The organism is Rhizobium sp. Root708 (genome assembly GCF_001429725.1).
GTDB lineage: Bacteria > Pseudomonadota > Alphaproteobacteria > Rhizobiales > Rhizobiaceae > Rhizobium.
The window spans coordinates 165,326-186,044 of record NZ_LMHV01000002.1; the positions used below are offsets into that span (position 1 = coordinate 165,326).

Annotated in this window: 18 protein-coding genes and 1 pseudogene; 6 read left to right on the forward strand and 13 right to left on the reverse strand. The window is 59.5% G+C overall.

The window, feature by feature from the left end:
* Positions 1–43 precede the first annotated feature (43 nt).
* The 5 genes from ASE04_RS02985 to cax all read right to left on the reverse strand — a co-directional run bounded on the left by ASE04_RS02985 (position 44) and on the right by cax (position 3,926).
* Positions 44–622, reverse strand: a complete 579-nt coding sequence (locus ASE04_RS02985) for an OmpA family protein (protein WP_056811728.1) — start codon at positions 620–622, stop codon at positions 44–46.
* Positions 623–626: 4 nt separating this feature from the next.
* Positions 627–1,049, reverse strand: a complete 423-nt coding sequence (locus ASE04_RS02990) for a hypothetical protein (RefSeq protein WP_056811731.1) — start codon at positions 1,047–1,049, stop codon at positions 627–629.
* A gap of 503 nt (positions 1,050–1,552) precedes the next feature.
* A complete protein-coding gene (locus ASE04_RS02995) occupies positions 1,553–2,035 on the reverse strand; it encodes a hypothetical protein (RefSeq protein WP_056811733.1) in 483 nt (160 codons plus the stop codon).
* 124 nt (positions 2,036–2,159) lie between these two features.
* Positions 2,160–2,582: a hypothetical protein gene (locus ASE04_RS03000; RefSeq protein WP_056811736.1), complete on the reverse strand. Its 423-nt coding sequence runs from the start codon at positions 2,580–2,582 to the stop codon at positions 2,160–2,162.
* Positions 2,583–2,786: 204 nt separating this feature from the next.
* Positions 2,787–3,926, reverse strand: a complete 1,140-nt coding sequence (cax, locus tag ASE04_RS03005) for a calcium/proton exchanger (RefSeq protein ID WP_056811739.1) — start codon at positions 3,924–3,926, stop codon at positions 2,787–2,789.
* A 227-nt stretch (positions 3,927–4,153) separates the two neighbouring features.
* Between cax and ASE04_RS03010 the strand changes: the two are divergent.
* A pseudogene (locus tag ASE04_RS03010) lies at positions 4,154–4,525 on the forward strand (ion channel); the annotation flags it as partial.
* 104 nt (positions 4,526–4,629) lie between these two features.
* A complete protein-coding gene (locus ASE04_RS03015; RefSeq protein WP_056811744.1) occupies positions 4,630–5,382 on the forward strand; it encodes a carbonic anhydrase in 753 nt (250 codons plus the stop codon).
* 73 nt (positions 5,383–5,455) lie between these two features.
* On the opposite strand, the gene ASE04_RS03020 is transcribed toward ASE04_RS03015, so the two are convergent.
* The 4 genes from ASE04_RS03020 to ASE04_RS03035 form a co-directional block, all read right to left on the reverse strand.
* Positions 5,456–8,605, reverse strand: a complete 3,150-nt coding sequence (locus tag ASE04_RS03020) for an efflux RND transporter permease subunit (RefSeq protein ID WP_056811747.1) — start codon at positions 8,603–8,605, stop codon at positions 5,456–5,458.
* A gap of 6 nt (positions 8,606–8,611) precedes the next feature.
* Positions 8,612–9,802 carry an efflux RND transporter periplasmic adaptor subunit gene (locus ASE04_RS03025; RefSeq protein WP_056811750.1) on the reverse strand — a complete coding sequence of 397 codons (1,191 nt, stop codon included), beginning with the start codon at positions 9,800–9,802 and terminating at the stop codon, positions 8,612–8,614.
* 42 nt (positions 9,803–9,844) lie between these two features.
* A complete protein-coding gene (locus ASE04_RS03030; RefSeq protein WP_056811753.1) occupies positions 9,845–10,402 on the reverse strand; it encodes a TetR/AcrR family transcriptional regulator in 558 nt (185 codons plus the stop codon).
* Positions 10,403–10,542: 140 nt separating this feature from the next.
* Entirely contained in the window at positions 10,543–11,025 is a 483-nt protein-coding gene (locus tag ASE04_RS03035; protein ID WP_056811756.1) for an Lrp/AsnC family transcriptional regulator, read from the reverse strand.
* 103 nt (positions 11,026–11,128) lie between these two features.
* Between ASE04_RS03035 and ASE04_RS03040 the strand changes: the two genes are divergently transcribed.
* Genes ASE04_RS03040 through ASE04_RS03055 form a run of 4 tightly spaced genes read left to right on the forward strand, consistent with a single transcriptional unit; the run spans position 11,129 to position 15,576 of the window.
* A complete protein-coding gene (locus ASE04_RS03040; protein ID WP_056811760.1) occupies positions 11,129–12,337 on the forward strand; it encodes a diaminopropionate ammonia-lyase in 1,209 nt (402 codons plus the stop codon).
* The gene (locus tag ASE04_RS03045; protein WP_056811764.1) at positions 12,334–13,587 is read left to right on the forward strand and encodes a Zn-dependent hydrolase; all 1,254 of its coding nucleotides are present in this window, start codon (positions 12,334–12,336) and stop codon (positions 13,585–13,587) included. Before ASE04_RS03040 ends, ASE04_RS03045 begins: the two co-directional genes overlap by 4 nt.
* Complete coding sequence (locus ASE04_RS03050) at positions 13,584–14,741, forward strand: M20 aminoacylase family protein (protein WP_056811767.1); 1,158 nt, start codon at positions 13,584–13,586, stop codon at positions 14,739–14,741. Before ASE04_RS03045 ends, ASE04_RS03050 begins: the two co-directional genes overlap by 4 nt.
* Positions 14,742–14,793: 52 nt before the next feature.
* Positions 14,794–15,576, forward strand: a complete 783-nt coding sequence (locus ASE04_RS03055; RefSeq protein WP_244490324.1) for an aldolase — start codon at positions 14,794–14,796, stop codon at positions 15,574–15,576.
* Between the two features lie 70 nt (positions 15,577–15,646).
* Here ASE04_RS03055 and ASE04_RS03060 read toward each other — a convergent pair whose 3' ends face one another.
* The 4 genes from ASE04_RS03060 to ASE04_RS03075 all read right to left on the reverse strand — a co-directional run bounded on the left by ASE04_RS03060 (position 15,647) and on the right by ASE04_RS03075 (position 20,647).
* A complete protein-coding gene (locus ASE04_RS03060; RefSeq protein WP_056811770.1) occupies positions 15,647–16,744 on the reverse strand; it encodes a sensor domain-containing diguanylate cyclase in 1,098 nt (365 codons plus the stop codon).
* A gap of 9 nt (positions 16,745–16,753) precedes the next feature.
* The gene (locus tag ASE04_RS03065) at positions 16,754–17,557 is read right to left on the reverse strand and encodes a LytS/YhcK type 5TM receptor domain-containing protein (RefSeq protein WP_056811773.1); all 804 of its coding nucleotides are present in this window, start codon (positions 17,555–17,557) and stop codon (positions 16,754–16,756) included.
* A gap of 483 nt (positions 17,558–18,040) precedes the next feature.
* On the reverse strand, positions 18,041–18,328 hold the full coding sequence (locus ASE04_RS03070; protein WP_056811777.1) for a DUF982 domain-containing protein: 288 nt from the start codon (positions 18,326–18,328) through the stop codon (positions 18,041–18,043).
* Positions 18,329–18,553: 225 nt separating this feature from the next.
* Positions 18,554–20,647 (reverse strand): carboxy terminal-processing peptidase, encoded by a 2,094-nt coding sequence (locus ASE04_RS03075; RefSeq protein ID WP_056811780.1) that lies wholly within the window; start codon positions 20,645–20,647, stop codon positions 18,554–18,556.
* Positions 20,648–20,719: the final 72 nt, after the last annotated feature.

The window sequence follows — 20,719 nt, forward strand, 5'->3', positions numbered from 1 at the left end:
ATTCGCGTCGGCTTCAGTTTCGCCGCACCTAGAGCCGGTCAGCTCAGGATTTCTTCTTGAAGACGCCAAGGTTTATGAGCTGCACACGCCTGTTGTTCGACGCGTCGCCCTGGGTGCCGTCGATCGGCAGGTATTCTCCGACGCCGAGTGAATACAGGCGCTGAGGATCGACGGCAAAGGTCGTCGAGAGCGCTTCCTTGATCGCGGCAGCCCGACGCTCGCTGAGATCGAGGTTGTGCTTCTCATCGCCCGTTGAGCTCGCATGACCCACAATCAGGAAATTGTAGGCCCACATATTCGGGTGATGTAGGGCATCGGCAATCATGCCGAGCGTGCGATAGGACGCCGGCTGAATGGCAACGGAGTCATTCTCGAAATTGATCTCGACAACCATCTGGGGCAGCTTTGCCAGCCGTTTCCAGTTTGGCAGCTCACCCATCTGCTTGTTGCCGCCATTGATCGCTTCCTGGCGCAGAAGTTCGAGGTCGATCGCCGGCGCCGCGGATGTCAGCTTGCCCAGTCCCTTGACGATGCGATCCTGGGAGACTTCCTGAGCCGGTGCGAGGCCCGGAAGAAGGGCCACGGCAAACAGCAGCGTCGTCTTCAAAAGAATGCGTCTCATCTGCTTACCTCCAGCCTGCATCGGTGATCACCTGGTTGCATTCCTTGCTGACGCGGCTTTCCTTCTTCACCAGGCACGCCAGCACGAAACCGTCTCCCTTGATACCGGAGCAGCTCTTCGACATGTCGCGCTGGCAAACTCCCTTGTAGACCGTCTGCGCGTGCTCGCGCTGCGAGATCGATTGGAACGCCGCCGTCAGCGACCCCTTGCAGGTGTCCGACACCTTGGCTGAATTCTGCTGCAGGCAATCGGCAATGCGTCCACCGCCGAGATTGAGCCCCTTGCAGAGTTTCTGAATATCCGCACCGCAATCGTTCGCCAACTTCGTTACGGCGTCCGCGTAACTCATCGTCTGCGCCGATGCCGCCGTCATGTATGCAACGGAGGCCAGTGCGATGGCCGCCAGTCGAAATCCGCCCTTCAGCATTTCATCCCCTCTCGAATGGGTGTGAGCTTGAACCGGGGCACCTTGCACGAAAGTTAGTGGCAGTGCCTGTATGTTACGGTAACGCACACCGGCTCCATCAACAGTTTGATGCTGAAACAGGCGACCGCTTCACCTGCGTTGTCGGCGGCTTCTTACGCCCCCTATGACGGAGGTTCTGCGGGACAGCACAAGGCTGCTCTTCCGCAAGATCGCTCGCTCGGTTCGACTTGCCGCTCGAGCCGACGTGGAGGCGAACAAGCTCAGCCTTTTAGCTAATCCGGAGCGGCGTTTAGTCCGGTTGAAAGACCGTCCGAAAGCTGTACACTCAATCTCACCATCGTCTCTTGCGGTTGACCACGGATGTACTGGCGGGCGTAACTGGGGCGAGCGAAAAAGGCCGGTACGATATGTCGTTCCGACCTTTTTTTGTCTTTAACTCACTCCTCGTATCGAAACCGCACTGCCGGGTCGAGGTGGAAAGGCATGTCTTCACCGGCGACGCTTTACCGCTCAAATCGCTCCAGCATCTTCTTCAACTGGGCATTCTGCGATTGAAGTCGTTCGGCCAATTGGCGGCGCAAGTGTTTGATCTCATCATCCAGTTCGTGGATTTCGGTGGAGATATCCGCGCGTGAACTTGGCTGAACCTCTGTACGCGAAGCGGGCAGTTCGACTGGCTTCGCCTGTCTCCCAGGGACTGCTGTCTTTCGGGATCTGGCGGAGATTTGCGGCTTGGAGATACCGGCCTGCGGAGCGCTCGCCGGCGAAGGGACCACCTCGTCAGAACGCAGCTTCGGCTCTTCAGCAGCGGCGTCAGCGTCAGATTTGATGTCGGCGGCTAGCGCGCCTTGACGATCGTTTGCCGCCGTTTCCTCTTGCGCCTCGATCGGCGATAACGTTGCAGGCGTGTTCGCCGCCGGCTCCGCCTCTTCCTTGCCGCGCCGCTTTGTCAGTCCGACAAGAAATTTCCAAGGGGACCTTGCCATTACTTCTCAACCTCGTGCTTGATCACGCATCCGAGTTGAGATTCCGGCGGCGGTCGCCGACGCCGAAATCTCCGTCCTGATATGGCAGAAATAACGCTCGCTTTGGCGCTGTCGCCCTGGGTCGTCAGCCCATGCCAAGACGCTTGCGAAGGTCCGCATTTTCGTTGCGGAGCTTTTCCGAAAGCAGCTTGCGGAGCTTCTGATTTTCTTCTTCCAAGCGAAGGAGGTCAGACATCTCATCCTTCGCGGAAGCAGGTGCCTTCTTCGCGACGACCGCAGGCTTGGCGGCGCGTGGCTTGCTGGTCTTCGTCGCGGCGCTTGAAACTTCCGCGACCGTCGGCTTGGCCCGCGCAGCACGCGTCCGCTTGCCGGTCTTTGTCGCCGCCGCAGTTGATGCAGCAGGAGCGACCTTCGCACCGGAGCTCGCAACGTCAGAGGTTACCTTCTTGGCGCGCGGCGCGCGCGTCTTCTTCGGCTCCGCAGCCTTGGGCGCGGAATCGGCGGTTACGGTATCGGCATTGCTGGTCATGCTGGTCTCGTCGGCCATGTGCTCCTCCTGTGCAACAAGGAATTAGTTTGCTGCGCTGATCAAGGTGTCAAGGAGTGCGCGCCACAGACATTCGATTTTGTCGCTGAATCTGGGCTAAGTCGGCCTTACGCAGCGCATTTTACGCCTCATCCTGCGAAAGCCCGAGCCATCAGGCGCTTCGTTTGGAGAGGCGCGTGCGTGCGCAAGTTCGGTCGGAACTCTTCAGGAGGGACTGGCGGGCGGCAACAGGAACAGCGTCAGGCCGAAGATGGCGTAAACCGCAAGCGCCAGCACGCCGACGTACCAAGCACCACGTCCGCCATTCGAAAGCAAAGCTGCGGCCATCGTCGCGATAAACATCATCGCCACCGCACCCGGCCAGAACTGCAACGACATCGGTTCGGGGCCGATGAAGTAGCTGACGATGACAAGAACAGGCGCGACGAACAATGCGATCTGGGAAGCGCTGCCAAGCGCGATCCCGACACTCAGGTCGAGCCTGTTTGCGCGCGCGGCCGAAAAGGCCGTGGTCATTTCCGCTGCCGCGCCGACAAGGGCTACGACGATGAAACCGACGAATGCAGGCGTCATTCCCATGCCTTCCGCAGCCGCCTGGACCGATCGCACGAAGACTTCGCTGATAAGCGCGACGAATAAGGTGACGACAATCAGGACCGTGATGCTCGTGGCGAGAGACCAGCTGCTGTGCTCCTCCGACGCTTCCGAAACACTTGCAAAGAGTTCGCGGTGCGTTTTCAGGGAGAACAGCATTCCCATTGCGTAGACCAGGATCAGGATCACCGCCAAGCCGAGGCTAAGCTTGTGCAGCGTCGCTGCGCCTTGGTCGACATTGCCGACCAGTGACGGCACCAGAACCGCGACGGTCGCCAGGAACAAGAGGCAGGCCTGGAAGCGCGCACTAACGCGATTGAATTCCTGTACGTGGTATCTGAGACCACCGAGCAGGAACGAACCTCCCAACATGAAGAGCGTGTTGGTGACAATTGCGCCGGCAATGGATGCCTTCACCAACAGATACTGGCCGGCCTGCAGGGCTGCGAGCGAGATCACAAGTTCAGTCAGGTTTCCGAGCGTAGCATTCAGCAAGCCTCCAACAGCATCTCCCGTCCGCGTCGATACGGCTTCCGTTGCGCGGCTGAGGAGTGCCGCGAGGGGAACGATCGCGAGCACGGACAAAAAGAACAAAAGCGTGTGAGCCTCCGGCGAAACCATCTCGGTGATCAAAACCACCGGCACAAAGATGAGGAGCGAAAGAAGCGGCGCGTTGCGGATCTCGCCGATCACCGCATCCCTTGTTGCATTGAGCCTCGAGGCTCCCGGTGTCGACCGAGCGTTTTGCACGACAGGCTCCGTCTGGTTCTAACGCGTCCGGGGAAGTCTACAGACTCCTTGGGGCATCACGCATTGACCTTGATCAAGACCCAGCAAATACGCATGCGGATTGCACCATGTTCCTTTCGCCGTTGATCCTGCTCAATGCATCAAATGAACCAAACGCTATGCTCTGCGTGAGCACGATTGGGCGTGGTGAACGACAATCCGACCGATCGCGCGCCATCGTTTTACTGATGTCGGCTGGAGGCATCGTGATTGCCAAACTTCTTCTTGCGATCGGATTGATTGCGGCCACCGTCTCCATCCAGGCCGTTTTCATGGAAGTGGGGCTGCGCACCTTCAGGCGGATCGACCCCGAATACCTTGGTCGCCACGCCACCGCCGCAACGGTCGTGTGGGTCAGCTACCTGATGGTGCCGATCGTGCTCGACATCTGCCTCTGGGCCTCCGTCTATTACGCTTTGGGCGCCCTGCCTACCTTGGAAGATGCTGCCTATTTCTCGACCGCCACGTTCACCACAGTCGGCTACGGAGACATCGTTCTTGGAAAGGAATGGCGGCAACTCTCGGTCTTCGAGGCGGTGAATGGGTGGATTGTCTTTGGATAGGCGACTGCTCTGATCATGGCGATCATTCAGAAGCTCTATTTTCGTGCGGATTCCAGAAGCGACGATTTTTGAGGATCCGTCTCAAAGCCAGGAGTCGAACCATGCAGAATTTCGCGCAAGATCATCGCATGTCCTGCGGTTGTTTTGGTTGCTCGAAAGACGGAACGGAGGCGATCAGCGAGGCCGCCTTTTCCCGCCGCCGCTTTTTATGTGGCGCCATCGGCACCGCGGGATTGATCACTGGAGCGGTAATGTCGTCTTCCCGGCCGGCGGTCGCACAAAGCGCATTGACGCCGGATCAGGCGCTCCAGGCCATGCTTGATGGAAACAAGCGCTTCACCGAAGGACGCCTTCAGTCCCCCAACGAGGACCTTTCGATCCTCAAATCGAAAACAGCGGAGAAGCAGGAGCCATTCGCCGCAGTGCTGTCCTGCGCAGACTCCCGGGTGCCGGTAGAGCTTGTCTTCGACCAGAGCATCGGGCACCTCTTCGTTGTTCGCATCGCCGGAAATATCGCGACGCCGGAGGTTACCGCCAGTCTCGAATACGGGATTGCCGTTCTGGGAGCCAAGCTGCTCATGGTCCTCGGTCACAGCAATTGCGGTGCGGTCAAAGCGACCATCGAGGGCAAGGCCGTTCCTGGGCAGATCGGAGCCCTCTATGCGCCAATCTGGCCGGCGGTGAATGCAGCAGGCGACAACCTCGATGCCGCCATCGATGTGAATGCGAAAATCCAGGCCACTCTGCTCAGCCGAACATCGACGATCATCGCAAAGGCCCTGAAGGACAACGAGCTGAAAGTTGTCGCAGGCCGCTACGATGTTGCCAGCGGCGTGGTCTCCTTGCTCAGCTAGTACGACAATGGCAGCCGTGTCGGGGATCCTCACGGCTGCCATTTTCATGCTGCTGAGTTTATTGCCCACCTCATCAGGGACGGGTGGCCTCCGCGGATTGAGGGGTGGCCTCAACACCGTCATCTTCGACAGGGCGCTTCGTCCGCATGACCTTTAGGACAAAGACGAAGAAGGCCGGCACGAAGAAGATCGCAAGCACGGTCGCCGAGATCATCCCACCAAGAACACCGGTGCCGATGGCGTTCTGGCTTGCCGCGCTCGGCCCCGTGGCAATTGCCAGCGGAACGACGCCGAGCGTGAATGCCAGCGAGGTCATGACAATCGGTCGGAAGCGAACGCGTGCGGCCTCGACCGCCGAGTCGAGAAGCGACTTCCCTTGCGCGTAGTAGTCCTTTGCGAACTCGACAATCAGGATCGCGTTCTTCGCCGAGAGTCCAATGATGGCGATCAATCCGACCTTGAAATAGAGGTCGTTCGGCATGTCCCGAACCATCACGCCGAGAACCGAACCGATGACACCGAGCGGCACGACCAGCATGACCGCCAGCGGGATCGACCAGCTTTCGTAAAGGCCGGCGAGCAGCAGGAAGACGAACAGAATGCTGAGCCCGAACAGGAACGGAGCCTGGCTGCCGGACGTGATTTCCTCGAGCGACTGTCCCGACCATTCGAAGCCGAAGCCTTCGGGCAACTGCGAGGCAAGTCGTTCCATCTCGGCGATCGCGGCACCCGACGACTGGCCTGGTGCCGGAGCGCCGGAAATACGCACGGTCGGATAGCCGTTATAGCCAACGATCTGCGGCGCCCCCTTCTGCCATTCAGCGATCGCGAAGGAGGAGAGCGGAACCATGCCGCCGCTCGCATTGCGGACGTTGATCTTGAGGACGTCTTCGATCTGCAGCCGGCTGCGATCCTGTGCCTGCACGATAACCCGCTGCATCCGTCCCCTGTTCGGATAATCGTTGATATAGGACGAGCCGAGGTTTGCCGTGATGGCGTTGTTGATGTCGGCGAAGGTCACACCGAACGTGTTTGCCTTCTCGCGATCGATGACGAACATCACCTGCGCGGCATCGGGCAGCCCTTCCATGCGCACACCTGTGACGATTGGGCTCTCCCCTGCCTTTGTCATCAGTTCGCCTGCGGCCTTGGTGAGAGCCGCCTGCCCCAATCCCGCTCGATCCTGAAGCCTGAAGGAGAAGCCGCCGGTGGTGCCGAAGCCTTCGATCGGCGGTGGCGACAGGGCAAACGACGTCGCGTCTTTCAGGGCGAACAGCTGCATGTTGGCACGGTTGGCGATGTCATCGACGGAATTGCCTTCTCCGCGCTCCGACCAGTCCTTCAAGGTTACGAATGCGAGACCTGCGTTCGCGCCATTTCCAGAGAAGCTGAAACCCTGGATCGCCACGATGTTGGCGACGGCGGGTTCCGCCCGGAAGATGGCCTCGATCTGCTTGATGGACTCAATCGTGCGGTTCGCACTGGCTTCCGGCGGCCCCTGGATATCAACGATCAGGAAGCCCTGGTCTTCATTTGGAACGAACGATGTCGGGAGGCTGACGAAGAGGTAACCGAGACCGACAAGCAGTGCGACGTAGACGATCATCATGCGGCCCGCACGGCGCGCCATGCCGGTCACCGACGCCGAATAGCCCAAGGTCAGGCGTTCGAATTTACGATTGAACCAACCGCCAACTCCCCGCTTCTGGTGGTGACCCTTCTTGATCGGCTTAAGGAAGGTTGCACATAGCGCCGGCGTCAGCGACAGCGCTAGGAAAGCCGAAAACAGGATCGAGACCACCATCGTCAGCGAGAACTGTCGATAGATGATGCCCGTCGAGCCGGGGAAGAATGCCATGGGTATGAAAACGCAGGACAGAACCAGCGTGATGCCTAGAATGGCGCCGGTGATCTGGCTCATAGCCTTCTTTGTCGCCGCTTTCGGGGACAGCCCCTCCTCGGCCATAATGCGCTCGACGTTTTCAACGACGACGATGGCGTCGTCGACGAGGATGCCGATGGCGAGCACCATGGCGAACATGGTCAGAACGTTGATCGAGAAACCCGTCGCGTACATGACGGCGCAGGTTCCGAGCAGCGCGACCGGGACGACAAGCGTCGGGATGACCGTGTAACGGAAGTTCTGCAGGAAGACGAACATGACGATGAACACGAGGGCGATTGCCTCGATCAGCGTGTGGATCACCTTCTCGATCGATGCGGATACGAACGGGCTCGTGTCGTAGGGAACCGAATACTCGACGCCCTTCGGGAAGAACCGGCTCAGTTCCTGCATCTTCGCCTTCACGGCAGCCGAGACCGCAACCGCGTTGCCGGTTGACGACAACTGCACGGCAAGAGCGGCAGACGGCTGACCGTTGAGGCGGCTCGTGAAGTTGTAAGATTCCGCGCCCTGCTCGATGCGAGCGACATCTTTCAGCCGGACTGTCGAGCCATCCGGATTGGCCCGCAGAATGATTTCGCCGAACTGCTCGGGCGTCGTAAGCTGCCCCTTGACGAGAACGGTTGCCGTCAGATCCTGTGTGACCGGGTTCGGGCTGGCGCCGATCTGGCCAGCCGCCACCTGCGCATTCTGCGCGGTGATAGCCGCGTTAATGTCATCGGTGTTGAGATTGAGCCCGACCATCTTGTCCGGATCGATCCAGACACGAAGGGCGCGCTGCGCGGCAAACAGCTGAGCACGGCCGACACCTTCGATCCGTCGGATTTCGCCGATCACGCTGCGATTGATGTAGTCGCCGAGTTCCACTTCGTCGCGGCTACCATCCGTGGATGTCATCGAAACAATCATGAGGAAGCCGGAGCTCGCCTCTTCGACGGTTACGCCCTGTGTGCGAACCGTGCTTGGAAGCCTGGCCTCCACCCGCCGGATCGCATTCTGGACGTCAACCGATGCCTGGTCGATGTTCGTCCCGGCGCGGAATGTGGCGTTGATGCTCACCGAGCCGGAATTGTCGGAGGTGGACTCGAAATACATCAATCCATCGACGCCATTCAGCTCATCTTCGATCTGGCGCGTCACGCCCTGGTAGATTTCCTGCGGAGATGCACCGGGATAGGAGGTCGAAATCGTCAGCTGCGGCGGAGCAACCTTCGGATACTGAGCGATCGGCAGGAACGGGATCGCCAGAAGGCCGGCGATGGAAATGAACAGCGCGAAGACCCAGGCCAGGATCGGCCTGCGGATAAACAATTGTGCCATGACTGATTACTCCGAGGCCTGCGTCTGTTGCGACGGGCTCTTCTCTTTCTCGGCGGGCTTCCAAGGCTCCGGTGCCACCTTGGCGCCCGGCTGAACCTTCTGGACACCATCGACGATGATGGTCTCGCCGGCCTTGAGGCCATCTTCCACGACCCACTCTGCATCCAGAGCCTGGCCGAGGGTGACCTTGTGCAGTTCGGCAACATTATCGTTTCCGAGCACGTAGACCTGCGCCTGCCCGCTGTCGTCACGGATCACGGCACGCTGCGGGACAGTGAAAGCATTTTGGCGGACCGCCTGCTCGATGCGCACGCGAACGTACATCCCAGGCAGCAGATCACCTGCCTTGTTCGGAAACTCCGCCCTGAGAGTAACCTGTCCGGTGTTGGAATCGACGCTAGCGTTTGCAAACAGGAGTTTGCCGGGCTCGCCGTAGAGCGAACCATCGTCGAACACCAGTTGAACGCGCGCCTCTCCTGGAGCCGCGCTCGCAAGCTTGCCGGCGGCGACCGCGCGCTTGAGGTTGAGCAGTTCCTGGGCAGACTGGGTGAAGTCGGCATAAACAGGATCGACCTGCTGGATCAGTGCGAGATTCGAGGTGCCGTCGGCCGTCACCAGCGCACCCTCGGTGACGAGCGCGCCGCCAATGACGCCGGAGATCGGCGCACGCACTTCGGTATATTCGAGATTGATCTTTGCCTCCTCGAGGCCTGCTTCGGCAGCGGCAACATCGGCGTTCGCCTGCGCAAGGTTGACCGCCGCCGTGTCATATTCGATGCCGGACGCGACGTTGCGCTCGCGAAGGTTCTTTTGGCGCTCAAGCTGGAGCCTAGCATTCTCCTGCGTCGACTTTGCGCGTTGTAGCGTCGCTTCCGCGCTTGCCACACGCACACGGAAGATGCGCGGATCGATGCGATAAAGGACATCGTCCTTGGCTACAGTCGCACCTTGTTCGAAGACGCGCTCCTGGAGAATGCCGGAGACGCGAGCACGCACCTCGGATGTGCGGGTGGCTGCAATGCGGCCCGGCAGTTCGTTGACGACAGGAACGTCCCTGCCCTTCAGTTCGACAACGGCCACCACGGGCGGCGGCATTTCGCCACCCTGCTGTGCCAGGGAGGAACCTGCGCCGAGCGCGATGAATGTGGTGGCGAAAAGGCACGCCTTCAGGCGCTGCAGTTGGCTGCTGCGTTGCATTTTGTTGGTTTCCTTTGCTGTGTGTTGCGCCTCAGCGGGGCGTCATGTCTTGTCCGAATAGGAAAGGTAGATTGATCGGATACCGTCGAGGATGCTCGCGCGCTCTGTCTCCGGCCAGGTATGGAAGGCGAAAAGCTCGGTACAGAAAAAGCCGGAAAGGGCGAGATAGGCCATCAGCGCGGCCTTCGGCCGCTTGCCGGTCGCCATCATCTTCAGATCGAGATCGGTCCACTCACGCATCGTCCTTTGAAGCTTCTCGTCTTTGGACATAGAGGCACTGACTGCCATCGCGACGGCCCGATCGGTTTCGTCGAGGATTTTTTCGGCGGACGCTATGCGCCCGAACAGTTCCGGATGCGGCGTGTCGACTGCTGCCTCGACGCACGCTTCTATGTGAGTAAGATCCGCCTTGACCTTGCGATCGACCAGCGCCTCGAGAAGTGCACTCTTCGATTTGTGATCATAGACGACTCGTGCCTTGCTGACCCCAGCCTCCTGAGCCACCGCATCAATCGAAAGCCCGACCGCGCCCAGGCGAACGACGACGCGTTCGGCTGCGTCGAGAATGTCGTCGTCACTTATCTTTCTCGTTCGACCCATGGCACGTCTCCAGATCCGTGGCGCTTATTACCGAACGTTCGTATATAAATACAATAAAAAACGAACGTTCGGATAAAAATTATTGCGGACGGGGCGACCGCGAACTCATCATTGCTCGTCACCCACACCTAGATGTGCGGCTAGCGGAGCGGCACTTCCAAACCGGCCTTGATGCGTTCCATGGCAACAAATGTCCGGAAGCGCTTTACGTTGTTGTTGCCGAAGAACAGGCGTTTCGTCAGCGCCTCGTAGGCGGCCATGTTCGCCACGACGATCACAAGCAGGAAGTCGACCTCACCCGTCACATAATAGCACTGCTGGATCTCGGGCGTGGCGGCAAATTCGCGCTTGGCGTCCTCGATCTGCTCAGCTGTCTCGCTGATGATCTCGACTTCCACGAAAATGGTGATGGGATGGCCCAAGGCTGCGGGATCGACGACCGCGACGTTGGCCTGGATCACGCCGGCTTCGGTCATCTTCTTGATCCGTCGCTGGACGGCTGGCGCAGAGAGGTTGACTGCATCGCCGATCGTTCGTTGCGGCGTGAGATTGTCCTTCTGGAGGATCGCCAGAATTTTTCGATCGAAATCGTCTAGGGCGATCCGCGCCGGGCTTCTGTCCATTGCACTCTCCCGTGACGAAACAAACTTGCAAATCTGCTTGCAATAATCAGCGCAAATTTCGCCTCGATTGCAATAAGTTTTCGCCAACTCAGCGAGGTTCCCCATGTTCCTGACCAATGCAAACTCTCTCTATCGATCCCCTCTCGATCCGCGTGACGCGGCGACGTTGGGCCTATCGGCCGCAGCCGAGGTCCAGCGTTTCTTGACGTTCAGAGAGAACAATGCCGCGACGCCGTTGGTTGCGCTGCCAAGTCTTGCTCATGAAATCGGTGTGGCGAGCATTCATGTGAAGGACGAGAGCCATAGGCTCGGGCTCGGCAGCTTCAAGGCACTGGGCGGCTCCTATGCGGTCATCCGGCTCGTTCTCGATCACGCGACAGAGAAGCTTGGCCGACAGGTCGATGTTGCCGAGCTTGCAACGCCCGAAGTCACAGACGTGGCAGCGTCGATGACGTTCGCCTGTGCAACGGATGGCAACCATGGGCGATCTGTCGCCCAGGGCGCCCAACTGGTCGGCGCCCGGGCCGTGGTCTTCGTCCACGCGGGCGTGAGCGATGAGCGGGTGGCCGCCATCGCGCGGTTCGGTGCAGAGATGGTCCGCGTCGAAGGCACATACGACGAGTCGGTCAAAGAGGCAGCCAGGGTGGCCCAAAAACATGGCTGGACGATCGTTTCCGATACATCCTGGCCCGGATATGAGCGCATACCGGGGTTGGTGATGCAGGGCTATACTGCGATCGTGCGTGAGGCACTTCGCGCCTTGCCCGAACCTCCGACCCATGTTTTCGTTCAGGCCGGTGTCGGCGGCATCGCGGCGGCTGTCGCCGGCCACCTTGCCGTCGCTTTGGGCGACGAACGCCCCATTTTCACCGTGGTTGATCCGGCGCGAGCGGCCTGCATTTTTGAATCGGCCAAGGCGGGGCACCCGGTTTCGGTTCCGCACGGCGAACCGACGATCATGGCCATGCTGGAATGCTACGAACCGTCGCTCGTTGCCTGGCGCATCCTTTCCCGCACGGCCGATGCGTTCATGACGCTCGAAGAGGAGGACGCGATCGCTGTCATGAGGCGCCTGGCTCGACCACTTTCCGGCGACCCAGCGATCGTGGCGGGTGAAAGCGGCGGCGTGGGTCTTGCCGGTTTGATAAAGGCCGCATCCGATCCGGATATCCGGACTGCGCTCGGCCTCGGCCCACAGTCGCGCGTATTGACGATAAACACGGAGGGCGCGACAGATCCGGAGAAATACGCTGAGATCGTCGGAATGGCCGCCGCTGAGGTCATCGGCGTCAATTTGGAGAATGCACGGTGAGCAGTGACAACTCTATTCGTTCAGAGCGCCTGCTTCGACGCCTGCGTGAACTCGGCGATATCGGGCGCCTGGCGGACGGTCGACTTGTCAGGCTCGCCGCTTCCGACACCGAGAAGCTTGGACGTGATCGCGTAGTTTCCTGGATGCGGGATGCCGGCCTCGAGGTGGCGATAGACCGCATCGGAAACATTTTCGGCATCTGGAAGCCGCTCGGCGATGAGATGGTGGACGACGCGCCCATCATGATTGGCTCCCATATTGATACGGTCATCAACGCCGGGATCTACGATGGTTGTTATGGCGTTCTCGCCGGCCTCGAAGTTATCGAGACGCTGAATGAGGATGGTTTCGTGCCGGCCCGCCCGATGGTCGTTGCAGCCTTCACCAATGAGGAAGGTGTGCGATACGCTCCCGACATGATGGGATCCCTCGTCTACGTGGGCGGCCTCGATGTTGCCGAGGCCTTGGCAACCGTTGGCACCGACGAGACGGTTCTCGGTGATGAACTCTCAAGAATAGGCTACGCTGGTCCGCGAGAGCCGGGCTTCCTGCGTCCAAGCGCCTACGTCGAACTCCATATCGAGCAGGGGCCGGTTCTCGAGCGCGAGGGCATTTTGATCGGCGCGGTGGAGAATCTGCAAGGCATCTCGTGGCAGCGGGTCACGATCGAAGGCGACGCGAACCATGCCGGAACTACGCCGATCTCGATGCGACGCGATGCCGGATTGGCTGCCGCACGGGTGATCACCTTCCTCCGCGACCGGGCAAAGAACTCCAACAGTCCGATGGTTGCGACGGTCGGATGCATCGCCTTCGAACCGAACGCCATCAACGTCGTTCCGTCGAAGGCGACGTTCACGGTGGATTTGCGTGATCCTGATGAAGACCGTCTTCAGACGGAAGAGGCCGCTCTCGCGGCCTTTCTGGTCGAGATCGCTTCCGACGAGCAGGTCTCCGTCACCACGGAGCGGCTCGCCCGCTTTCAGCCGGTGGCATTCGACAAGGGCATCGTAACCCTTGTCGAACAAGCTGCAGCGGCTCGCGACCTCGCCTCGCGACGCATGACTTCGGGCGCCGGCCACGACGCGCAGATGATCGTAAGGATCGCGCCTTCGGCGATGATCTTCGTTCCGAGTATTGCCGGCATCAGCCACAATCCCAGGGAGTTCACGCCCGACGCCGACGCTGTTGCCGGGGCGAATGTCCTGCTTGATGTCGTGCGAAAACTTGCCTCGGAGGGAGCCCGATGACCGACCTTGAAAAGCTGCAGGTGGAGATGACCGAATGGCGACGACATCTGCACGCCAACCCGGAATTCGGCTTCGAAGAAAGGGCGACATCTGCATTCGTCGCAGCCAAGCTACGGGAATTTGGCCTCGATGATATCGCTGAAGGGATCGGCGGGACCGGCGTCGTCGGTACGCTTCGACGCGGCAGTGGGAACCGCGCGATCGCCTTGCGGGCAGACATGGACGCGCTTCGTATCAACGAACAAGGCGAGAAGGATTACAAATCACGTAACGCCGGCGTCATGCACGCCTGCGGTCACGATGGTCACACCGCCATGTTGCTCGGCGCCGCAAAAATGCTTGCGGCCGACAGCGGCTTTGATGGTACCGTCCGCTTCATATTCCAGCCTGCCGAGGAGTGGGGAAAAGGCGCGTTGTCGATGATGGCCGATGGCCTTTGCGAAAGATATCCGTTCGACGAGATCTACGGCATCCACAATATGCCAGGCCTGCCTGTCGGACATTTCGAGACACGGCCGGAAGCGATCATGTCCGCCGAGGACAATTTTGAGATCGTTCTTCGCGGCGTCGGTGGCCATGCGGCTCAACCGCATTGGGGCAACGAGGTTCTTGTTGCCGCCTGTGCGCTGGTGACCAACCTCCAGACAATCGTGTCGCGCCGCGTCGCGCCCGCCGACATCGCAGTCGTCTCAGTGACGGAACTGATCACCGACGGCACCAGGAATGCTTTGCCCGGAACGGCGCGCATCCTCGGAGATGCGCGCAGCTTCCGCAGCGAGATCAGCGAGACCATCGAAAAGCAGATGCGGATCATCACTGAGGGAACTGCGCTTGCCTACAACGTCGAAGCATCTGTCCACTACACGCGCGAATTCGTTCCGCTTCTCAACGACCCTACTCTCACGGATCAGGCGCTGGAGGTCGCAAGCGACCTTTACGGCTCTTCGAATGTGAACGTCGCGTCGAAGCCGATGACCGGATCGGAGGACTTTGCCCAGTTTCTCACGAAGGTTCCGGGTTGCTTCGTCTTCCTCGGCAACGGCAAGGATTCCGCCCCCCTTCACAATCCCAATTACGACTTCAACGACGAAGGCCTGCTACATGGAGCGAACTTCCATGCAGCAATTGCCCGAAAGCGCCTGCCCGTTGCATGAACCTGCCCAAGCCAATACGCCAAGAACAAGGAACACCAGATGGCCCCATTCGCTGACCACGCCTTCGATTTCACGTTCGAGTGGACCCAACCGGCCCAAGCTCGATACAGAGGAGGCATGGCAGGCAAAGGTCGATCTCGCAGCCTGCTTCCGGATGGCGGCGCGATACGGAATGGAAGAAGGCATCTGCAACCACTTCTCGGCTGTCGTTCCCGGCTATGATGATCTCTTCATCGTCAACCCCTACGGCTATGCCTTCAGCGAGTTGACCGCGTCGATGCTGCTTGTCTGCGATTTCCATGGCAACGTTATCTCCGGGGAAGGCAAGCCTGAGGCAACGGCCTTTTACATTCACGGCCGCATTCACAAGCGCCTTCCACGCGCCAAGGCCGCCTTCCACACCCACATGCCCTTTGCCACGGCGCTCTCGATGACGGAGGGATCACCCCTGATCTTTGCCGGCCAGACGGCGCTGAAGTTCTACGGTCGCACCGCCGTTGACGAGAACTACAATGGGCTTGCTCTCGACGAACGCGAGGGGGACCGCATCGCCGCCGCTATCGGCGACGCGGACATCGTGTTCATGAAGCACCACGGTGTCATGGTCTGCGCTCCGAACATCGCCGAGGCCTGGGACGATCTCTACTATCTGGAGCGGGCCTGCGAGGTGCAGACATTGGCTCGCTCGACAGGACGCGAAGTCCTTCCCGTCGCACGTGACATTGCAGAGGCGGCGTACCGCCAGATGCGGGACGGCGACCCGGAATCAGCCCGCCTGCATCTGCAATCGATCAAGAGAACACTCGATCGGCTCGAGCCCGAATACCGCAGCTGATCACCGTCATCCCGTGTGAAGGTGTCGCCACCAAGCGATCACGACAGCGCAACAGGACCGGAAGGCGCTCCTATCGGGTTGCGCACGCGCGGCGGTTCGCATCTGCCTGTTCTGAAGGCTCAGTTGGCAGCGTAAAGACCTTGGCGCAATCACGGCCAGCATCCTTGGCCTCATAGAGAGCGATATCCGCTTCGCGGAGAAATTGGCACACCTCGCCGGTCGAGGAGTCTCCTTGGTAGGAAGCAATACCGATGCTGACGGTTACTGTTCCATGTTCGCTTTGCGCGTGTTTGATGCCCATGTCCGCCAACGCGGAGCGGATGGTCTCAGCAAAGTCGAGCGCAGCCGAAATCGCGGTATTCGGCAGCAGTAAGACGAACTCCTCCCCGCCGAAACGCGCCATCACTTGATCCGGTCGTTCACGGGCCCGGATCAGGCAATGGGCGACCTGCTTGAGGCAGTCGTCTCCCATGAGGTGGCCGTAATGGTCGTTAAATGCCTTGAAGCGATCGACATCGATCATCACGATCGAAAGCGGTTTCGTCGGACTCGCCTTGGTGAATTCCGACGTGAGCGCCTCGTCGAACGCCCGGCGATTGGCAAGACCCGTAAGAGCGTCTGTCTCAGCAAGAAGCCTTAGCCTCTCTGCAAGCGACCTCAGCGCGAGTTCGGATTCCTTGAGCGCCGTCGTATCCGTAACCACGGCAAGTGCGAAGCCGCTGCCCGTCACACGGGTCCGGATTTGCAGCCACCGGCCGGCATCGGTCTGGATTTCCTGGTCGTTATTGGTGAAGAGCGCCCGCGATACGTCCTCGACCCAGGGCGCCTTCTCCTCGGGAACGTTGATCTGCTCGCCGGCGGCGATCACACCCTCCAGGATAGTGCGAATATGAGCGCCGGGAACGCGCAGATCAGCAGTCGCAGGAAAGAACTCGCGATACCGGTCATTGCAGAAGAGCAGAACGCCCTTCTCGCTGAACAATGCCAGTCCATCCGACATGTCGCGCATGACCTGCTTCAGCAGGTCGCGGCTCTCCACAACCTCACTTTCCAATTTCTTTCGCGCCGTTATGTCCCGCGTGATGCCGGCGAGCCCTATCACATCACCGTCCTCGTCATGCACGGCGACCTTGGATGTCGAGAACCAGATTTCGCCGCCCGCTGTCATCAGGCACTCTTATTGGTCAAGCAACGGGCTGCCACTTGCCATGATGCGGCGCTCTTCCTCGAAGAGTTCTGCGGCTCGATGGTTTTGCGTGAGGTCAAAGTCCGAAAGACCGATCATCCCGGCCGGGCTATCGAATTTATTGAAGCGCGCTACGGCCTCATTCGCGAAGCGGAATCTGCTTTTCCGATCTTTCACATAGTAGAAATCAGGTGACTGGGCCAACGCGGCCCGCAGAAGATCGCGCTCTGTCCTGATGCGGCGAACTTTCAAAATGATGAAGCCGGACACCAGGATGCAGAAGAAGTTCAGCCCGACCGCGGCGACCGCCACAGCGCCCCCAAGATGATGTAACGGCGAAATGGAACTGCTGCCGATGAGATAGGCCGCGGCGCTCTGGGCGAGCGCCACGACAGCAACATGTCCGAAGAGAATTTTCGATCCGGCGACTTTGCGGGCCAGCAGCGACAGAAGCGCCGCTATGACAATGCCGGCAACGCCGATCGTCACGCCGGCGCCGGACATCCAGAGCCGAAACGCTACAGCCATGACGCTGGTGAAGACAGCCGCGACGGCGCCGCCGAAGAGCGCGGCAGAGACGACCAATCCGGCGCGAAGGTCGAAATACACGCCGGGCTCGATTTCGGCCGACATCGCCATCGATATGACGGCACCGATCCCCATCGTCATGCCGAAGTAGGCTTCCCGTGACAACCCGAAGCGCGGGCGGATGGAGGGGGTAAGATGCGCCCACCCGGTTATCACCAGCGCAACCATCGCAAGGTTGCCCAGAAGTATTTGCCAGATGTGTGCCATACCCGATGCCGTCAGACTAGAATGCGGCACTCTAGCTGTCTCTGGTAAGAGTTTGATTAAGCACAAGCAGATCGAAAGCTTGGTGGCGGGACCGCACACACGCTGAGCGCCGCTATCGGCAGCTGTCGGGATCACGAACGGTATTGTCACGTTATCGAGGGTGAAGGAACGTCTGCAGAGTGGGCTCGTTTGGTCATTGAAAGGAGCCAACAAATGCCAGCAGACGATACCGGGAAATATACGGTCAGTTCATTGAGTTACCGCTATTGCTTAGACGTCGGTGAAGCAGAACGACTAATCGCACGATTTGGCTCGGGCCAGCGCGAGCTTGATAGGCTTCTGGGAGCTCGCGCAAGAAGTCCCCGCCATCGCAGAAGAGAAATGTCGACCCCGGATGACGTCGCGGCATTTGGTCTGCGCTAACGTCAGGGTTGCTGGTCTGCGCTAACGTCAGGGTTGCCCGCCCGCTCATCAGCGAGGCGCTCAGCTAGCTTTCTTTATTCGCGCCACATCATCAGGCAGCACGTGCATACCCGCCTCGTGGGCGGCCTCGACAAATGCGGCCCTTGCGGTCTCGGCGTCGGTATAAAATTCCAGCGCCTCGACGGATCGCATCAGGGCGCTGTGGAATTTGGAGCCGCCGCGGTGGTGCCACTTGCTGCTCAGAAGCATGGCGGCCAGCTGGCTCACGGTCTCTGCCTTTCGATAGCGTCCGGTTCCGTCAATTTCGACCTGAAGAGGCTTGATGAAAACAGGCAGATCGGCGTCCATGGCGATATCCCTTGACATATTGCGAATCACTAAAATGCGAAATGATTCGTTTGTCTAGGTGCGCAGAATATATTCTGTGCTGGGGAACAAAGTTCGAGTTTGCGATTCGCGGCTTTGGAGCTTGAGCCACGAGCGCAGGCGGCGCCGGTCTCTCCCACGGCAGGCGTTTCAGTGATCATGCCGCTGCGATAGCGGCATGATCACCAACTTAGCTCGTTAGTCCTGCTATTTTTTGCCCGTACTTCCCGATTGCCCCAGCAGATCCGCCGCATCTGCCTGAATGGCAGCAGCCTCGTTCAGCAGGACATCCTTTGCATTCTTGCGGGCATTCTCGATGGCAAGATCGGCACTCAGGCTGCGTTCATTGGACTGCAGTCCGTCATCGTCGGCGGGATCAACACCCCCGTCTGCCTGCGCTCTCGACTTCAGGCGAGCCTCGCGTGCCGTCTTTTCCTTGCGACGCTCTGCCTCGTTGAGAGAAACAACGCCTTTTTCTCGCTGCGCCTTGAGATCGGCAATATCGCCTAGCAGCCGCTGGAAATCAGGATCTCCAGCAACGCGTGCATCGTGACGGCTCTGCAGTGTCGGCAGCAAAGCAGCGACGTTGTCGGCAGGCTTATAGTTCGCCGGCTTGATCTGAGCCCAGGGCAGAGCGTTGTCATAGCTCGTTTCACCGAAGGTCGCGGGGTCGGACAGTCCTGGCAACGTGACATCAGGGGTCACACCACGCAGCTGTGTCGTTCCGCCGTTTACACGGAAAAACTGCGCAATCGTAACCTTCAGCTCGCCGAATTGAGGTTTGCTGTTGTGTGCCACCTGATCGAGATCAACGACAGTCTGGACGGTTCCCTTGCCGAAGCTTGGCTCGCCGATGATTACACCGCGTCCATAGTCCTGGATCGCCGCTGCAAAAATCTCGGATGCCGAAGCAGAGCCGCGGTTGATCAGCACGCCGAGCGGCCCCGTCCAGACAGGAGCCGGGAAATCTGAGCTTCGTACAGCCACTTTCCCGTCGCTCGCCCGCTGCTGAACGACCGGCCCGCGGCCGATAAACAGGCCGGTCAAGTCAATCGCCTCGTCCAGCGAACCGCCGCCATTGTTGCGCACGTCGATCAGAACACCATCGACCTTGTCCTGCTTCAGTTCGCCAAGAAGCTTCGAAACATCGCGGCTGGCGCTTCTGTAGTCCTTGTCGCCCTTGCGCCGCGCGTCGAAGTCCTCATAGAAGGCGGGCAAGGTAATCACGCCAATCTTCTTGGTCGCTTCACCGACCTTCACGGACAAAACTGTCTTCTTCGCAGCCTGCTTTTCGAGGCTGATCTTATCGCGCACCAGGCTGATGACGTGATGATTGCCATCGGCGCCCGCATCCGCCGGCAAGATATCCAGGCGCACGACGGAACCCTTGGCTCCGCGTATCATCTGCACGACCTCGTCAAGGCGCGTGCCAACGACTTCCTTTATCGGGCCTTTCTCGCCTTGCCCGACACCGGTAATGCGGTCTCCGACCGACAGCTTGCCCGACAGTTGAGCAGGACCGCCGGCGACGAGTTCGCGGACGGTCGTGTAATCGTCGCGCTCCTGCAGCACAGCGCCGATACCGAACAGAGAGAGCTTCATGGAAATATTGAAGTCGGCAGAGGCCGTCGCACCGAAGTAGTCGGTATGAGGGTCTACCGTGGTGGTGTAGGCCTCCATAAACGACTGGAAGACATCGTCGCTCTTGTATTTGTAGGCGCGATCGAGCGCATTCGCATAGCGCTTGTCGAGCGTTTCTCGAATGGACGCGTCGGTCTTGTTACCGAGTTTCAAGCGCAGCCAGTCTCCCTTGACGCGCTTGCGCCAAAGCTCGTTGCTCTCGGCTTCCGATTGCGGCCAAGGCGCCTTGTCGCGCAATACGGAATAGTCTTCCTGGACAGTGAAGTCGAAATTCTGCTTGAGCAGGCTGCGCGCGTAATTCATGCGGTCGACGACGCGCTGCTCATAGACATTGAAGATCGAGAACGGGATCTTGAGGTCCTTGCCGATGATCGCATCATCGATGTCGTTCCGCCCGGCCATGAACTTGTCGATGTCGGATTGCAGGAAAAGCGCGCGGTCCGGATCGAGCGACTTGATGAACTGATCCATGATTTTGGCGGACAAGGCATCGTCCAAGGGGACCGTCTTGTAGCTGTAGCGGGTCAGAAACTGGGCACTCAGCTGGGCGGCCTCCGCCTGCTGCTCCTGGGGCGCCAAAACGGGCGGTGCCGTGACTTCGGCATATGCGGGCGGTACGACTGCAAGAAATAAACTAAGAAAAACGTATTGTACGCGCATTCCACTATGATCCAGTTCTAAGTACCGATGTCCGTGAAGGATCTAGGTGGGGTAATTATGGTTTTTTGGCAA

What these genes read in the sequence shown, in the direction of transcription:
- ASE04_RS03070 (WP_056811777.1), bottom strand. Translation starts at nt 18,328, where the DNA reads ATGGACGCCGATCTGCCTGTTTTCATCAAGCCTCTTCAGGTCGAAATT.
- ASE04_RS03020 (WP_056811747.1), bottom strand. Translation starts at nt 8,605, where the DNA reads ATGGCACAATTGTTTATCCGCAGGCCGATCCTGGCCTGGGTCTTCGCG.
- ASE04_RS03040 (WP_056811760.1), top strand. Translation starts at nt 11,129, where the DNA reads ATGTTCCTGACCAATGCAAACTCTCTCTATCGATCCCCTCTCGATCCG.
- ASE04_RS03075 (WP_056811780.1), bottom strand. Translation starts at nt 20,647, where the DNA reads ATGCGCGTACAATACGTTTTTCTTAGTTTATTTCTTGCAGTCGTACCG.
- ASE04_RS03000 (WP_056811736.1), bottom strand. Translation starts at nt 2,582, where the DNA reads ATGGCCGACGAGACCAGCATGACCAGCAATGCCGATACCGTAACCGCC.
- ASE04_RS03065 (WP_056811773.1), bottom strand. Translation starts at nt 17,557, where the DNA reads ATGGCACACATCTGGCAAATACTTCTGGGCAACCTTGCGATGGTTGCG.
- ASE04_RS03050 (WP_056811767.1), top strand. Translation starts at nt 13,584, where the DNA reads ATGACCGACCTTGAAAAGCTGCAGGTGGAGATGACCGAATGGCGACGA.
- ASE04_RS03030 (WP_056811753.1), bottom strand. Translation starts at nt 10,402, where the DNA reads ATGGGTCGAACGAGAAAGATAAGTGACGACGACATTCTCGACGCAGCC.
- ASE04_RS02990 (WP_056811731.1), bottom strand. Translation starts at nt 1,049, where the DNA reads ATGCTGAAGGGCGGATTTCGACTGGCGGCCATCGCACTGGCCTCCGTT.
- ASE04_RS03025 (WP_056811750.1), bottom strand. Translation starts at nt 9,802, where the DNA reads ATGCAACGCAGCAGCCAACTGCAGCGCCTGAAGGCGTGCCTTTTCGCC.
- ASE04_RS02985 (WP_056811728.1), bottom strand. Translation starts at nt 622, where the DNA reads ATGAGACGCATTCTTTTGAAGACGACGCTGCTGTTTGCCGTGGCCCTT.
- ASE04_RS03015 (WP_056811744.1), top strand. Translation starts at nt 4,630, where the DNA reads ATGCAGAATTTCGCGCAAGATCATCGCATGTCCTGCGGTTGTTTTGGT.
- ASE04_RS03035 (WP_056811756.1), bottom strand. Translation starts at nt 11,025, where the DNA reads ATGGACAGAAGCCCGGCGCGGATCGCCCTAGACGATTTCGATCGAAAA.
- ASE04_RS02995 (WP_056811733.1), bottom strand. Translation starts at nt 2,035, where the DNA reads ATGGCAAGGTCCCCTTGGAAATTTCTTGTCGGACTGACAAAGCGGCGC.
- ASE04_RS03060 (WP_056811770.1), bottom strand. Translation starts at nt 16,744, where the DNA reads ATGACAGCGGGCGGCGAAATCTGGTTCTCGACATCCAAGGTCGCCGTG.